At 39.1% G+C, this 13625-nt stretch carries 20 protein-coding genes; 13 read left to right on the forward strand and 7 right to left on the reverse strand.

The window, feature by feature from the left end:
* The first annotated feature begins 82 nt into the window (after positions 1-82).
* The 3 genes from JWQ34_RS06995 to rnc are packed head-to-tail and all read left to right on the forward strand — an operon-like array spanning position 83 to position 2325.
* Positions 83-319, forward strand: coding sequence for an acyl carrier protein (locus JWQ34_RS06995; protein ID WP_031266521.1), 237 nt, complete (start codon positions 83-85; stop codon positions 317-319).
* A gap of 20 nt (positions 320-339) precedes the next feature.
* On the forward strand, positions 340-1593 hold the full coding sequence (fabF, locus tag JWQ34_RS07000) for a beta-ketoacyl-ACP synthase II (protein ID WP_299355879.1): 1254 nt from the start codon (positions 340-342) through the stop codon (positions 1591-1593).
* Between the two features lie 6 nt (positions 1594-1599).
* On the forward strand, positions 1600-2325 hold the full coding sequence (gene rnc, locus JWQ34_RS07005; RefSeq protein ID WP_299355881.1) for a ribonuclease III: 726 nt from the start codon (positions 1600-1602) through the stop codon (positions 2323-2325).
* Positions 2326-2359: 34 nt separating this feature from the next.
* Here rnc and JWQ34_RS07010 read toward each other — a convergent pair whose 3' ends face one another.
* Positions 2360-3103, reverse strand: a complete 744-nt coding sequence (locus tag JWQ34_RS07010; protein ID WP_299355883.1) for a hypothetical protein — start codon at positions 3101-3103, stop codon at positions 2360-2362.
* Between the two features lie 216 nt (positions 3104-3319).
* Between JWQ34_RS07010 and JWQ34_RS07015 the strand changes: the two genes are divergently transcribed.
* The 6 genes from JWQ34_RS07015 (at position 3320) to JWQ34_RS07040 (ending at position 6587) form a co-directional block, all read left to right on the forward strand.
* Complete coding sequence (locus tag JWQ34_RS07015; protein WP_299355885.1) at positions 3320-4186, forward strand: YicC/YloC family endoribonuclease; 867 nt, start codon at positions 3320-3322, stop codon at positions 4184-4186.
* 79 nt (positions 4187-4265) lie between these two features.
* The gene (gene gmk, locus JWQ34_RS07020; RefSeq protein WP_299355887.1) at positions 4266-4835 is read left to right on the forward strand and encodes a guanylate kinase; all 570 of its coding nucleotides are present in this window, start codon (positions 4266-4268) and stop codon (positions 4833-4835) included.
* A gap of 46 nt (positions 4836-4881) precedes the next feature.
* Complete coding sequence (gene nadD / locus JWQ34_RS07025) at positions 4882-5454, forward strand: nicotinate (nicotinamide) nucleotide adenylyltransferase (protein ID WP_299355889.1); 573 nt, start codon at positions 4882-4884, stop codon at positions 5452-5454.
* A 29-nt stretch (positions 5455-5483) separates the two neighbouring features.
* Positions 5484-5669: a hypothetical protein gene (locus JWQ34_RS07030; RefSeq protein ID WP_299355891.1), complete on the forward strand. Its 186-nt coding sequence runs from the start codon at positions 5484-5486 to the stop codon at positions 5667-5669.
* The gene (locus tag JWQ34_RS07035) at positions 5648-5971 is read left to right on the forward strand and encodes a type II toxin-antitoxin system RelE/ParE family toxin (RefSeq protein WP_299355893.1); all 324 of its coding nucleotides are present in this window, start codon (positions 5648-5650) and stop codon (positions 5969-5971) included. Before JWQ34_RS07030 ends, JWQ34_RS07035 begins: the two co-directional genes overlap by 22 nt.
* Before the next feature lie 16 nt (positions 5972-5987).
* Positions 5988-6587 (forward strand): tRNA-(ms[2]io[6]A)-hydroxylase, encoded by a 600-nt coding sequence (locus JWQ34_RS07040; protein WP_299355895.1) that lies wholly within the window; start codon positions 5988-5990, stop codon positions 6585-6587.
* Between the two features lie 29 nt (positions 6588-6616).
* Here JWQ34_RS07040 and JWQ34_RS07045 read toward each other — a convergent pair whose 3' ends face one another.
* Genes JWQ34_RS07045 through JWQ34_RS07055 form a run of 3 tightly spaced genes read right to left on the reverse strand, consistent with a single transcriptional unit; the run spans position 6617 to position 9462 of the window.
* Positions 6617-7129 (reverse strand): GtrA family protein, encoded by a 513-nt coding sequence (locus JWQ34_RS07045; protein WP_299355897.1) that lies wholly within the window; start codon positions 7127-7129, stop codon positions 6617-6619.
* Positions 7130-7131: 2 nt separating this feature from the next.
* On the reverse strand, positions 7132-8748 hold the full coding sequence (locus tag JWQ34_RS07050; protein ID WP_299355899.1) for an FAD-dependent monooxygenase: 1617 nt from the start codon (positions 8746-8748) through the stop codon (positions 7132-7134).
* Positions 8749-9462 (reverse strand): SAM-dependent methyltransferase, encoded by a 714-nt coding sequence (locus JWQ34_RS07055; RefSeq protein ID WP_299355901.1) that lies wholly within the window; start codon positions 9460-9462, stop codon positions 8749-8751.
* A 56-nt stretch (positions 9463-9518) separates the two neighbouring features.
* Here JWQ34_RS07055 and JWQ34_RS07060 point away from each other — a divergent pair, with 56 nt between their 5' ends.
* The 4 genes from JWQ34_RS07060 to JWQ34_RS07070 all read left to right on the forward strand — a co-directional run bounded on the left by JWQ34_RS07060 (position 9519) and on the right by JWQ34_RS07070 (position 10989).
* Positions 9519-10235, forward strand: coding sequence for a hypothetical protein (locus JWQ34_RS07060; protein ID WP_299355903.1), 717 nt, complete (start codon positions 9519-9521; stop codon positions 10233-10235).
* Positions 10236-10318: 83 nt separating this feature from the next.
* Positions 10319-10624 (forward strand): PH domain-containing protein, encoded by a 306-nt coding sequence (locus JWQ34_RS07065; protein WP_299355905.1) that lies wholly within the window; start codon positions 10319-10321, stop codon positions 10622-10624.
* Between the two features lie 19 nt (positions 10625-10643).
* Positions 10644-10733 carry a hypothetical protein gene (locus JWQ34_RS19130; protein WP_367278601.1) on the forward strand — a complete coding sequence of 30 codons (90 nt, stop codon included), beginning with the start codon at positions 10644-10646 and terminating at the stop codon, positions 10731-10733.
* A 67-nt stretch (positions 10734-10800) separates the two neighbouring features.
* Positions 10801-10989, forward strand: coding sequence for a cold shock domain-containing protein (locus JWQ34_RS07070; RefSeq protein ID WP_299355907.1), 189 nt, complete (start codon positions 10801-10803; stop codon positions 10987-10989).
* A gap of 163 nt (positions 10990-11152) precedes the next feature.
* Here JWQ34_RS07070 and creD read toward each other — a convergent pair whose 3' ends face one another.
* The 3 genes from creD to JWQ34_RS07085 are packed head-to-tail and all read right to left on the reverse strand — an operon-like array spanning position 11153 to position 13505.
* Complete coding sequence (gene creD / locus JWQ34_RS07075) at positions 11153-12502, reverse strand: cell envelope integrity protein CreD (RefSeq protein WP_299355909.1); 1350 nt, start codon at positions 12500-12502, stop codon at positions 11153-11155.
* 56 nt (positions 12503-12558) lie between these two features.
* Entirely contained in the window at positions 12559-12861 is a 303-nt protein-coding gene (locus JWQ34_RS07080) for a transcriptional regulator (protein WP_299355911.1), read from the reverse strand.
* Positions 12858-13505 carry a hypothetical protein gene (locus JWQ34_RS07085; protein WP_299355913.1) on the reverse strand — a complete coding sequence of 216 codons (648 nt, stop codon included), beginning with the start codon at positions 13503-13505 and terminating at the stop codon, positions 12858-12860. Before JWQ34_RS07085 ends, JWQ34_RS07080 begins: the two co-directional genes overlap by 4 nt.
* Positions 13506-13625: the final 120 nt, after the last annotated feature.

The raw sequence follows: 13625 nt of genomic DNA on the forward strand, positions 1-13625 counted from the left end.
AAACTAAAAAGTTTTAGATTTGATATTTGATAGATTTTATTTTTCTTTGCACTGAAATTATTAATCATTAAACTATAATACTATGTCTGATATCGCTTCAAGAGTAAAAGCTATAATCGTAGAAAAACTGGGTGTTGACGAAAGTGAAGTTACCCCCGAGGCTAGCTTCACCAACGATCTTGGTGCTGACTCTTTAGATACCGTGGAACTTATCATGGAGTTCGAAAAAGAATTTAATGTCGCTATTCCTGACGATCAGGCTGAAACAATCGGCACAGTAGGTCAAGCTGTGGCTTACCTTGAAAAAAACGTTAAATAAGCTCTCCTTAATTTAATTAAATGGGGTTTAAAAGAGTTGTAGTAACCGGGCTTGGGGCACTTACTCCAATTGGCAACAACGTTTCAGAATATTGGAACTCATTGATCAATGGAGTAAGTGGCGCAGCCATGATCAAAAGTTTTGATACAACATTATTCAAAACAAAATTTGCGTGCGAAGTAAAAGGCTTTGACGCGGACGCTTTTTTAGGACGAAAGGATGCGCGTAAGCTTGATCCTTTTGTGCAATACGCCCTGTATAGCACCGAAGAAGCAGTAAAAGATGCCGGTTTAGATTTTTCAAAATTAGATACCAGCCGTATTGGCGTTATCTGGGGTTCAGGCATCGGCGGATTAAAAACGTTTTTAGATGAGGTGGTTAACTTTGCCAAGGGCGATGGTTCACCCCGGTTTAATCCGTTCTTTATACCAAAAATGATAGCCGATATTGCCCCGGGCCATATCTCCATCAAATACGGTTTGCGTGGTCCAAATTTCTCAACAGTATCCGCTTGCGCATCATCAAACAATTCGTTGATAGACTCATTTAACTATATCCGCCTGGGTAAAGCTAATATGTTTATAAGCGGCGGGTCTGAGGCTATTATTAATGAAGCCGGTATAGGCGGATTTAATGCTATGCACGCGTTATCTGTACGTAATGATGATCCTGCAACGGCATCGCGCCCGTTTGATCTTGACCGCGATGGTTTTGTTGCCGGTGAAGGTGCGGGGACCATTATTTTGGAAGAACTGGAACATGCTAAGGCACGCGGTGCTAAAATTTATGCAGAAATGATGGGCGGCGGCATGAGTGCTGATGCTTATCACATGACTGCTCCGCATCCTGACGGCCTTGGTGCTGCCCTGGTAATGCGCTCTGCACTTGAGGATGCAGGTTTGACACCATCAGATATTGATTATGTAAACGTACACGGAACATCTACTCCAATTGGTGATCCGCAGGAAATAAAAGCTATACAAGATGTTTTTGGCGAAGATATTTACAGGATAAATATCAGCTCAACCAAATCAATGACAGGCCACTTATTAGGTGCTGCCGGCGCTGTTGAAGCCATTGCATCCATACTGGCGCTAAACAATGGCATAATACCGCCAACCATTAATCACTTTACTGATGATCCTAGTTTTGATCCTAAAATAAACTTTACTTTTAACAAGGCTCAAAAACGGGATATAAACATTGTACAAAGTAACGGTTTTGGTTTTGGCGGCCACAATGCTTCTGTAATATTTAAAAAGTACGAAGCTTAATACCGGATGCCTGTCAGTCGGTTATATAAGCTATATCTTTCTCCACACAGAAAATACGTTAAAGTTTTAAAGAATTTGCTCGGTTTTGTACCGGGCAATTTGTCGTTATACAGGTTGGCATTTCGTCATAAATCTGTAGCGCAAAACGTAAAAAAAGGTGTAAAAAACAGTAACGAGCGTCTTGAGTTTTTAGGCGATGCCGTTTTAGGCAGCGTTGTGGCCGAAGTGCTGTTTAAGCTTTATCCTTATGAGGATGAGGGTTTTTTAACCGAGCTACGATCAAAAATTGTAAGCCGGGTAAATCTTAACCAACTTGCCCGCAAACTTGGCTTTGAAGATCTGATAGAGTATGATAGCCGCGCCTTGGGCCCAACCAGGCAGGGATCATTATTAGGCGATGCTTTTGAAGCATTGATAGGTGCTGTATATTTGGATAAAGGCTATGATTTTACCAAGCATTTTTTGGTGAATCATATCATTAAATCGCATATTGATATCCATACGCTTGAGCAAACCGAAACCAACTTTAAAAGTAAATTGATAGAGTGGTGCCAGCGCCATGGTAAGGATATATCTTTTGACCTTGTTGACAATGGCGATGGCGAAAACACCAAACTTTTTACTGTACAAGCAAGTGTTGATAACCAAATAATGGGCCTTGGAAAAGAATTTAGCAAGAAAAATGCAGAGAAGTTAGCCGCCGAAAAAGCCTGCGAGGCTTTGGGTATTTAATTATCTGCTTTTACTGCCCCTTTTACAGAAAAATCTAATACAGCTTTTCTATTTTTAAGGATGACTTATTCTCAACAAAATAAGCGTATGACTTTTTGATATAGGTTACAATATCATAATCACTCCATATCCTTATATCTTCAACATTAGGTGTAAAGGCAAGCATAAAATCTTCTATGTCGGTATCGGGGATGTTGGTTGTTTTCTTCACCAATGGCCTATTGTACCGTTTACTGATTTCAATACGCTCCATTTCTTCTTTAGAATATTGCCTGAATTTGCGGGCTTGGGAAGCCCCTTTGCCAAACAATTCATATAAACCCGTTATCGGGGACGTTAAAACAGAGCCGACACTGGGATCTAATGAATAATATTGACCCTTTTTTTTATAATCATCCATCACATTATTTAGCGCCTGGCGTTTGCTGATATCCTTAATATCAACCTCATTTAAATGGATGACAGGCTGCATATATACAGACTGGTCCATATAATTTTGTACCACTATAAATTGAGGCGTATAATCTGCTTTTTTAAAGAGTAAGGTATCACCTAAAGCTGCCTGGATATGAAAGCTGCCAAGTTCATCACTTGTCGTCTCGGGCATCTTCCTGCTTATGTTAGCTACGTTAGCCATTGATATAGTAATAGGGGTGTTTTTTTTAAACACGACACCTTTTACCGTAAACAATTTTTGTGCAGAAGCATTAAAGCCCAGGCAAAAACAAAAAAATATTATTGCACCTAGTTTATTATATGGGGATGGATTATTCAACATGCAAAACTAAGCATTGTATTTGAGGGAAATTGTAAAAAAATGTTAATTTTTGATTTGTTACTACTAGTTATCTATTAAAGGTTAACGATTAAGAATGGGTTTTCTTATCAATATTGTAGATTTTTAAACGCTTGCAATCCTCCAATCTTTAATCTTCAATCACTAATCTTTAACCCGAATCGCTAAAAAAAACTATCTTTGCGCATGATAAAATCCATGACAGGATATGGAATTGCCAGTTTTGACGCAGGTAATACAAAATACACGGTCGAAATTAAATCCCTGAACAGTAAATTTCTCGAACTGTCTTTACGCCTGCCCAAAATATTTTCAGAAAAAGAGTTCCAGTTACGTAATGATTGCAGCAAGCAAATAGAGCGCGGTAAGGTAAACCTATCTATAAATGTTGAGCAAGCCAACTCGGCCCCTGTAAAGGCGGCAGGTATTGATACCGAGCTTTTAAAGAACTACTACTCGCAACTGAAAGCGGTTAGTGCCGAGTTGAATGAGCCGGCAACCAACTTGCTGCAACTAGCGCTTGGTTTACCCGAAGTTGTTAAATACGATGAAGAAACGCTATCAGAAGATGAGTGGAAAATAGTTGAAAAAACTTTCAACCAAGCTATGACCGCATTCCAGCAATTCAGGAGCGATGAAGGCAATACGTTGGAACAGGATGTTAAATACCGTATAGATATCATCCTTAATAATTTAAAATTGGTTGAGATTGAAGAGCCCAAACGTATACCTGTTATACGCGAGCGCCTTAACCAGTTTTTAAGTGAAGCTGTGGGCCGCGAAGGTATAGATCAAAATCGTTTTGAGCAGGAACTGATCTATTTTATAGATAAACTGGATATCACCGAAGAAAAAATACGTTTGAAAACCCATTGCGATTACTTTATCGAGACATTAAAAAATGCCGATGCCAATGGTAAAAAACTGGGCTTCATATCGCAAGAGATAGGCCGTGAAATAAATACTTTAGGTTCGAAAGCTAACGATGCCAATATGCAAAAATTGGTAGTGGGGATGAAAGAGGAACTTGAAAAGATTAAAGAACAATTACTTAACGTATTATAATCACTGGTTATTAGTCATTGGTCATTAGTAAGTAGCTAATGCAATGACCCAATGACCAATGACCAATGACTAATACCCAATGGCCAAACAAAGAAAACTTGTTATATTTTCTGCACCATCAGGAGCCGGTAAAACAACCATAGTTAAGCACCTGCTTACCAAATTTCCTGAACTGGAGTTTTCTGTATCAGCCACAACAAGACAACCCCGTGGCGATGAAGAGGCTGATAAATCTTATCACTTTATTAGTAAAGAGGAGTTTTTGCACCGGATTGCCAAAAAACAGTTTGTTGAGTTTGAAGAAGTATACTCGGGCACCTTCTACGGGACGTTGCGCACGGAGATTGAACGCATTTGGAAAAAAGGTAAAATAGTAATATTTGATATAGATGTAGAAGGGGGTTTGCACCTTAAACGCAAGTATAATGGGCAGGCGTTGGCTATCTTTGTTCAGCCGCCATCATTAGAGGTGCTTAAAGAACGTTTAACAGGAAGAGGCACCGATAGCGAGGATAAATTAAAAGAACGTTTTGCTAAAGCCGAAAAAGAATTGAATTACGCGCCCAAATTTGATATTATCCTAAAAAATCACGATCTTCAGACGGCATGCAATGAGGCGGAAGAATTGGTGAAGGGCTTTTTGAAATAGTTGCTGCCGGTTAATATTTCTTCACACTGCTATTAACTGATAAATAATGAAAATAGGACTGCTTTTTGGTTCTTTCAACCCCATACATATTGGCCACTTAATAATAGCTAATTACCTGGCTAATCATACTACGTTGGATAAGGTTTGGCTGGTAGTATCGCCCCAAAATCCGCTGAAAAAATATGGCGACCTGATTAATACTTACGATAGGCTGGAAATGGCTCGCCTGGCTACAGATAACGCTCAAAATATTCAGGTTAGCGATGTCGAGCTTAAACTGCCGCAACCATCATACACTATTGATACACTTACCCATCTAAAAGAAAAATACCCGGAGCATGAGTTCGCGTTGATTATGGGATCGGATAACCTGGTGAGCCTGCCCAAATGGAAAAACTATAAATTGATACTGCGCGACTACCAGATCTATGTCTACCCACGCCCCGGCTATGAAAATGCCGAGTTGGCTTCGCATCCGTCAGTAACTATAACCATGACACCGCAGATGGAGTTATCTGCAACGTTTATACGTAAATCAATATCCGAGAAAAAGAATGTGCAATATTTTGTGCCAGACCCGGTTTTAAAGTTTATTGAGAGTAAGAGTTTGTATAAGTAATTTTTTAACTTTATAAAAAAGGAGATGTTATGGTAATTACAAAAGACAAGCTTCAGAATATTTTGAACGACATGCCAGATAAAATTGATGTGGAAGAAATATTTGATAGAATTATATTGTCGGCAAAAATTGAACAAGCACTTAGAGAATCAAATCAAGGTTTAGGCCAGGATTGGAATGAATTTAAAACAGAATGGTTAAAAGAAGGTCTATAAAAATAGATATTTTACCTACTGCCAAGTCTGACCTACAAGAGATAGTTGACTTTATAGCACAAGGCTCACATAAGTATGCTAAATTAGAAAAGCAATTAATTATTAATGCGATAAGTCAGTTATTTGATTTCCCCGATTTAGGAAAGCCATTCGATTATAGATCAATTGATGCCCGTCAATTGGTTTTTAAAAACTATCTTATAATATATCGATATAAAACCGAAGATGTTTTAGAGATACTTACAGTCCACCACCATGCCCGCTCAATAAGCAACAATCCCGCTTTTACTGACGAGGATTAACCTTTATCTTTGCCCCGTGAGCGAAAAGACAATCCTGAAATTACAATTGCCAACAGACCCTACCTGGGTTAAGAATGTGGTAGAAAGCAACATTGAAGAATTATTAATTGACCATGCCTATTGCGAACAAAAGGCGGCCACAAATGGCATTACCCTTATTGTTCAAAACCCAAACCTGAGCGACCTGGTGCAGCAAATGATAGCTTTGGTACAGGAAGAAATGGATCATTTTAAACGTGTGCACGAAATTATTTTGCAGCGCGGCTATGTGTTGGGTAAAGAGCGTAAGGACGACTATGTAAATGAACTACGCAAATTTATAATTATCGGCGGGGGTAGAGAGGCGCAGTTAATTGACAGACTGCTGTTTTCGGCAATGATAGAGGCTCGTAGCTGTGAGCGTTTTAAGGTATTATCTGAAAATATTAATGATAAGCAGCTATCAGAATTTTACCACGAATTAATGATAAGCGAGGCCACACATTATACTATGTTTATTAACCTGGCAAAAAAGCACGCCGCTACAATAGACGTAGATAAACGCTGGAAAGAGTTCTTGGCATACGAGGCGCAGGTGGTTAAAAATTACGGAAAAGCCGAAACTATACATGGCTAATCTCAAGTATAATAGATGATTTATTTTTGCTAACCCATCATATCAACAGGCTCTTTTGTTTTAAAAAAGAAGAAAGTTTGGCTTGTATAGCTAACCACAACCACAATAGCCGTAGTCAATATTTTTGATGGAGTAGGATACCAGCCCAGATAATCAACAAATAATTTGAGCAAAACATAGTTAAGTGCCATACATATAAACGTTACCAAAAGATAACGAAACAGCTGGCTCCTGCGGCGCAAACCCGACTGTTGGAAAACCACATACCGGTTAAGATAAAAGCCTACAGGTAAGGTAATACAAAACGCCAACCATAATGATGCAATATGCGGACTAAGGATAATGGCGCCCAGCGTTACATTATGCTTCTTAAATATTAAATGATAATTCAAGGCAAACAGCCCAATATCAAGCAGCGTATTTACGCCACCGCAAGCCGCATACCTAAAGGTTTGTAAAGACATGAAGCGCTTAAATAGCGGATACAACAGATCAACCATAAACAGGATGCTGTTTTTAATACGCTGATGGATTTTCTGCATTGCTATTTCGTTGCTGATGTTTTATGTAACCCTACCACATTATTTAAATAATTATCCATCATCTCTATATCAACCACATCATTAATTAAACCAATATGCATATCAGGGCGAATAATTAAGGTCTTCTTTCTTCCATTTGCCACCTCAAAGATTTTAAATATTTCCTCATTTTTTGCGGATGGTGGCAGGTAGAAGAAATTTAAATTAACACCATAATTTTGAGTTATCCATTTGGCCAGGGTAAACAGGTCTAATTCTTGTAGTTTGCCTAATATAATAAGGGTAAAACCGGGCTTGGTGCACCACTCGTGCAGGTCGGTTTCTTCCTGTTTCTTTTCGTCAAATACTTTAAGATAGGGGAGGCGGTCGCCGGCTTTAACAGTTTTGCCATTGCTTAAATGCAGGCTGATAGCGCTATGCCGGTAATTAATAAATATCTGTGATACCCGCCTGAAGAATATATCGCGTAAGCCTTCCCTTCCCCATACAAACTTAAGCAAGCCGGGCATTATCCATTTTTTAAATAACATGGTTAACCAACTTGTAGACATTACTATCTTAAAGACTCTATCTGTAGTATTCAGCAGTTCTTTAGCTACCGGCATACGCTCGGCTGCATAGGTATCTAAAATGCTTTCTTGGATTTGTTCGTTTACCACTCCGGCCATTTTCCAACCCAAATTATAGGCATCCTGCAAACCGGTGTTCATGCCCTGCCCGCCAACCGGCGAATGGATATGGGCCGCATCGCCAATTAAAAAACAGCGTTGCAGTCTAAAACTGTCGGCCATACGGTGGTGCAGGCGATAGGTAGTAAACCATTTAACATGCGCTACATTATTGTCTGTTTGTGTTATGTTGTCTAAATGCGGCAGCACTTCTTCTATCTGCAAATCCTCACTAGGTTCAACACCTTTGGGCAGATTGCCTATTATCCGGTAGCAATTATCCTCTGGCATGGGGAAATAGCCTGCAAAGCCTGCTTTTGATAAATAAAGCTGTACCTGGTTACCTGTAAGCGCTGCATTAGCCAATTCAACATCGGCCAAATAAAATTCATGCGCGTAGCTGTCGCCGGTAAAGGGTATTTGCAATTGTTTGCGTACCACGCTATGCGTGCCATCGGCAGCAACCAGCCAATTGGCAGTTAAATTTATAGTTTCTGTGCCTGATTGCAGTTGTACCTCAACCTGCCCCAATGTTTGCTTTACCGATATCAGGTTAGTATCCCAATACACAGGGCAGCAATTGGTTGTTAAAAAATCAAGCAGCAGGCGCTCGTTTTTGCTTTGTTGATATAGAAGGACAAACGGAAATTTGGTTTCGCCTTTGCCAGTGTTTTCTAAAGATAGCTCGGCCAATACTTTGCCATCCTCATTAAAGGCCACGCCACCAGCTTGTTTGCCATTGGCCAGTATGGGGCCTATCACACCCATTTGACGGTATATCTCTAAAGATCGTGCTTGTACCGCTAGCGCTTTTGATTGGTCTGTTGGGCCTTGTTTGCTATCAATAATAATAGGCTGCACACCATGCCTTAGCAACTGAGCAGCCATCATCAAGCCAGATGGGCCGGCACCGATAATTAAAACCTTGGTATGTTGCTCTGCAATTAACACTTATATAGAGCGGGATATGATGAAAATAGTTGGCTTTTTATGCAAATCAGGTACTTGTGTTTGCCATTCGGCGATAGTTTTGGTTTGTACAAACTCATCCGCAGCGGTTAAATTACTGGCAATACAAAGCTTAGTTTTAGGATGCCCTGTTTTTAAGATCTCTTCTAACAAGGGGTTATTGCGGAAAGGCGTTTCAATAAATATCTGCGTTTGATTTAGACGATCTGATAAACCTTCCAGCTCTCTGATACGCTTACTTCTCTCCACCTTATCAATAGGCAAATAACCTTGAAACGCAAAGCTTTGCCCGTTAAAGCCCGATGCCATTAGCGCCAGTAAAATAGAACTTGGCCCAACTAAAGGGACAACTTTTATTCCACGCCTATGTGCTTCGGCAACAATTTCTGCGCCTGGGTCGGCAACACCGGGGCACCCGGCTTCGCTCATCAAGCCGGTATCTTTGCCGGATTGTAATCCCACAAAAAATATCCCGAGGCTGCTGCCTCGGCTATGTTTGCCATAATCATGCATTACCAATTGGCTCTGCGGGGTTTTAAGCCCGGCCTCTTTTAAAAAGCGACGTGCGGTTTTTTCGTTCTCAACAATATATTCTTTTATATTGTTAATGGTATCAACCAGGTAGGGGGTAAAAGTTTTGGCCGCTGCTTCATCAGCAAGCGGTACGGGTATTAAAAAAAGGGTTCCGTTGGGCATATTGCAAAATTGCTCATTTTTGTTTAATTTAAGGGGCATGTAAGGGAGATAGATTTATGAAATCATTAGGTATTAACTGGTTTATAGAGGGTAATATAGATTTTGAGTACAAAAAGTATGTGCTGCTAGCTTATCTGCAAGAAATAAACAGTCATTTTGATAAGAGCCGCTTGTATCCAAATTTGAGCGACCTGGTGTTTCATTACAATAATCTGGTATGTTTTAAGCATAATAAAATCACGCTGCAAAACTCCTTCCCGCAGCGGTTAACCAAGGCAGATATTGCCGCAGTAAAACTTACCTATCAAAAAATTGTGGAAGATGACAGTACTATGCAGGAGATTGAGCAGATTATTGCCTACGCTCTATATAAGATGGACCCCGCCATACAAACCGGCAAAGAGATATATGATTTTGTAGAAAGCCGCCTTAATATAGATCCAATCGGTATAATGCCGTTGCTGCCTTATGATGGTTATTTTTCGTTACGCAATGGTACGGAAACTACCAATCATTTGTACGAGTATCATTTTACCATTTTCGAGGATAAGGAAGATAAATATCGCGGCATTAACATACAGTTAATAGATACTTACGAACATAACCTGGTAAATACGCCCGAGGCTATAAAGCTGCAGTTAATTAAACGTAATACCTATTTGCCAAACCCGGCGGTATATTATTTGCATAGCGATATTACCTTCCCGCTTGAACAAACTTTACTGCCTGTGGCAAAGCGCTGCTTGGTTAAATATATATCAGATGCGGCGTAAGGTTGTACGTTTGACGTATAAATTGAATTGGAATGAGTTAAAATAAAACGTACCACGTAAAACGTCCTACGTATAACATAATCATGGTTTATAAATCAAAAATAGAACCCATTATACTAATAGTTGCTATTGCTTTGTTTGGCGGATTGTCAGTCTTTTATATCGTCAGCCATATATGGGATGCCTTAGCTATTAACTTACTGGTTTGCGTTTTTATAGCATATTTATACACTACAACCTATTACACCATTACCGGCAACACGCTTAATGTACATTGCGGTTTTTTTTATAATACCGATATTGATATAGCCTCCATCAAATTAATTACCGAAACAAACAGCGTTTTAAGTGCGCCCGCGTTCTCATTAGACAGGATCGAGATTTTATAATAAATACGATAGCATTGTTATATCTCCACCCAATAAAACAGATTTTATAGCAGCTTTAAAAAGCATAAATAATGCCATTGAAATAAAGATTAAAGAGAAAAAAAAATAGCAACTATGCCTATAGTGTTGGTTATTAAATATATTTACTACCTTGCATTAACTTTAATAACAATATAATGGCAACAGGAACAGTAAAATTTTTTAATGACTCTAAAGGTTTCGGCTTTATCAAATCTAGTGATGGCGAAGAAATCTTTGTACACGTATCAGGATTAATCGACAAAATTCGCGAGAATGACGAAGTTGAATACGAAGTACAAAACGGCAAAAAAGGCCTTAACGCGGTAAATGTAAAATTAGCTTAAAACTATATTTATTCATCGTAAAAAACCTTCTCATGAAAATGAGAAGGTTTTTTGTTTTATACGAATTTAGCCTATATAAGGTGCCATTAGCTCAATTAAAAGCCTTACTGTTTTTGCAGTAAGGCTTTTTGTTTTGATAGGATTTAGGTTTAATGATATTGTGTTAATGTTTATCCCAATTGATCTTTCTTGAAAAATACATTAAAGCCGATATAATTATAAATAAAGCTATGCTTCCAATTAATAAGGCAAGATCTTCCAATTGAATAAGAACAAAAATAAATACATAGAATACAGAGAGGATTGCCGCAAATAATATGGACACCATCCTGTTTCGGAGTAAGGACGCTAAAAAAACAGAGACGAGTGTAATTGTTGCCACTGATGCAATAAGATAAGCCAGATTGTAGCCCACTTGCTCTGAAAATGAAAGTAACAATGTGTAATAAATGCTCATGGCGGCACCTATTAATATGTAGTTAAATACATGGATCTTTTGCTTGCTTATTAGCTCTGTTAAAAAGAGAGATATAAAAGTGAGCAGTATGATCAAAATACCATACTTGTTGGTGCGCGTAGTTTTTTGGTATTGGTCAACCGCTACTTTTAGCTTTACGCCAAATATGGCATCTGCATGGTTTTGCATTTTGTTGAGTACGGTATCATCAGCCGCCCATTGTTGGGCAAAGGGGCGGTTAAAATAAAGCATGCGCCACTTTGCACTAAAACCACTGTCGGTAACCTTGCGGTAATCCGGCAGATAGCGGCCGTCAAAGCTTGGGGTTTTCCAGTTGCCGTTAACTTCTACATCGGTGGTTTTGCCGGTATGTAAAAAACTTAGCTCTTCGCTGCCTTTCAAATCCAGGTCAAAATCAAAGGGTAATTGTTTGTCTGCTATTGTAGTTAGGTTGATATTAGCCTGTAATCCGTTACTAAACAACCCTTTTTCGTTAAATACGGGTTCCACCTGCATGGACTGCCCGCCTGATCTGATAATCGGATTAGTTTTCAAACCTTTTAGGTCTGATATGCTAAAAGTTAAACGAGCCTGGGCCGGTAATAATTGATCAGCAGTAATACCTAATTTCTCAATTTCGGCTTTAAAATTGCCCCAAACCTTAATGTGGGTGTTATAAACTACGGTTTCATATATCCCACGATGCAGGGTTTCAGAAATTACACCTGCTTTTATGTGCAGGCTTTCGGGCAATATGTATAGGTTTTCAGTAAGTTCTTTTAAAATCAATTTGTTGCTGGTATCATGATCTTTGTATTGCCTTTTGTAAGGTATAACCAATACCGGGCCCTGTATCAACTGGCTTCCCGACCATTTGTCTGATACGTCCTTCTCCATTTCATCATGCCTTGCGGCCCGTTCATTTATCAGGTTCCCCACCATTGCCGATGGGATGATCAGTAATAATACCAGTATGCCTATGAACATTAATTTTAGGGTAACCGACTCCTTGAGCCAGTTAAAAAATCCTTGTGGTTTGTCTTTTTGGTCTTCCATTGTGATTATTTTAAAAGTACTTTGTATTTCAAAGTGTTTGAATAAAAAAATATAATTTAACTTTTTGTTGATTTTATTAATTGTTCCAAAGCATCCAAATGCCCCGCGAATGCTTTTTTTCCTTTATCAGTCGCTTCATAATTGGTATTAGGTTTACGGCCTAAAAACGATTTATTAACCAATATATATTCTTCTTTCTCTAATCCTTTTAAATGCGATGCCAGGTTACCATCGGTAATATCCAACAGATCTTTTAGCGAGTTAAAGTCGTACCGTTGGTTGGCTACCAGCACACTCATAATTTGCAGGCGCAGGCGGTTCTCAAAAGCTTTGTCTAATTTATCAAATGGTATTTTCACCTATCGTATTTTAAGTACATCATACTGCCATATATAATATGCAAAACCCCAAAGCCGATTGCCCAAAAATACAATCCGTATCCCGGATATAAGGCAGCTATCAAACCTAATATAATTTCGCATAACCCCAATGATTTTACCCCGTCAAAAGTAAAATTACCAGCACCTACTAATGATAGTCCGTAAAAAATAAGCGATGCCGGAGCCACTATACCAAAATATCCCCGTGCTATGAAAATCAGGATTAGTAAACCGCCGGCTATTAATGGTATTGCCATATTGAACAAAAGCTCGCGACTTGTTTTACCCCATATTTTTTGCCCCTTGCGTTTTGCTTTTTGATAGGTTAATAACACACCTGTTGCTAACGATGCCACAAGCACCGCAACAGCAATAAAGAACAAAGGCGCTAAAACAGAAACTGACGTATCCAAATATCCCACAGCCGGCGAGTAAGAGCCGCCACCAAATGATAATTGATAAACAGGAGCCTGGTGCAGCAACGGGTAAGCAGCAATTGCGCCGATTAAAGCATATACACCAGCTAATATGCCCGATAAGCCGCTCAATGATATAAACTTTGACGACCGCTCCATCAAACTGCGGATAGATGCCAGGTCGTTTTGAATGTCAGTTTCTTTCATATAAAAGTACTTTGTTATTCAAAGTAACAGATAAGAAATGAGATCCGCAAATTTATTTGAAGAAAAAGCATGAATTTTATTTGGATGTCATTTCGATACAAGGTACGAGTGAGAAACCTT

This window comes from Mucilaginibacter sp. (assembly GCF_028288185.1).
Taxonomy (GTDB): Bacteria; Bacteroidota; Bacteroidia; order Sphingobacteriales; family Sphingobacteriaceae; genus Mucilaginibacter.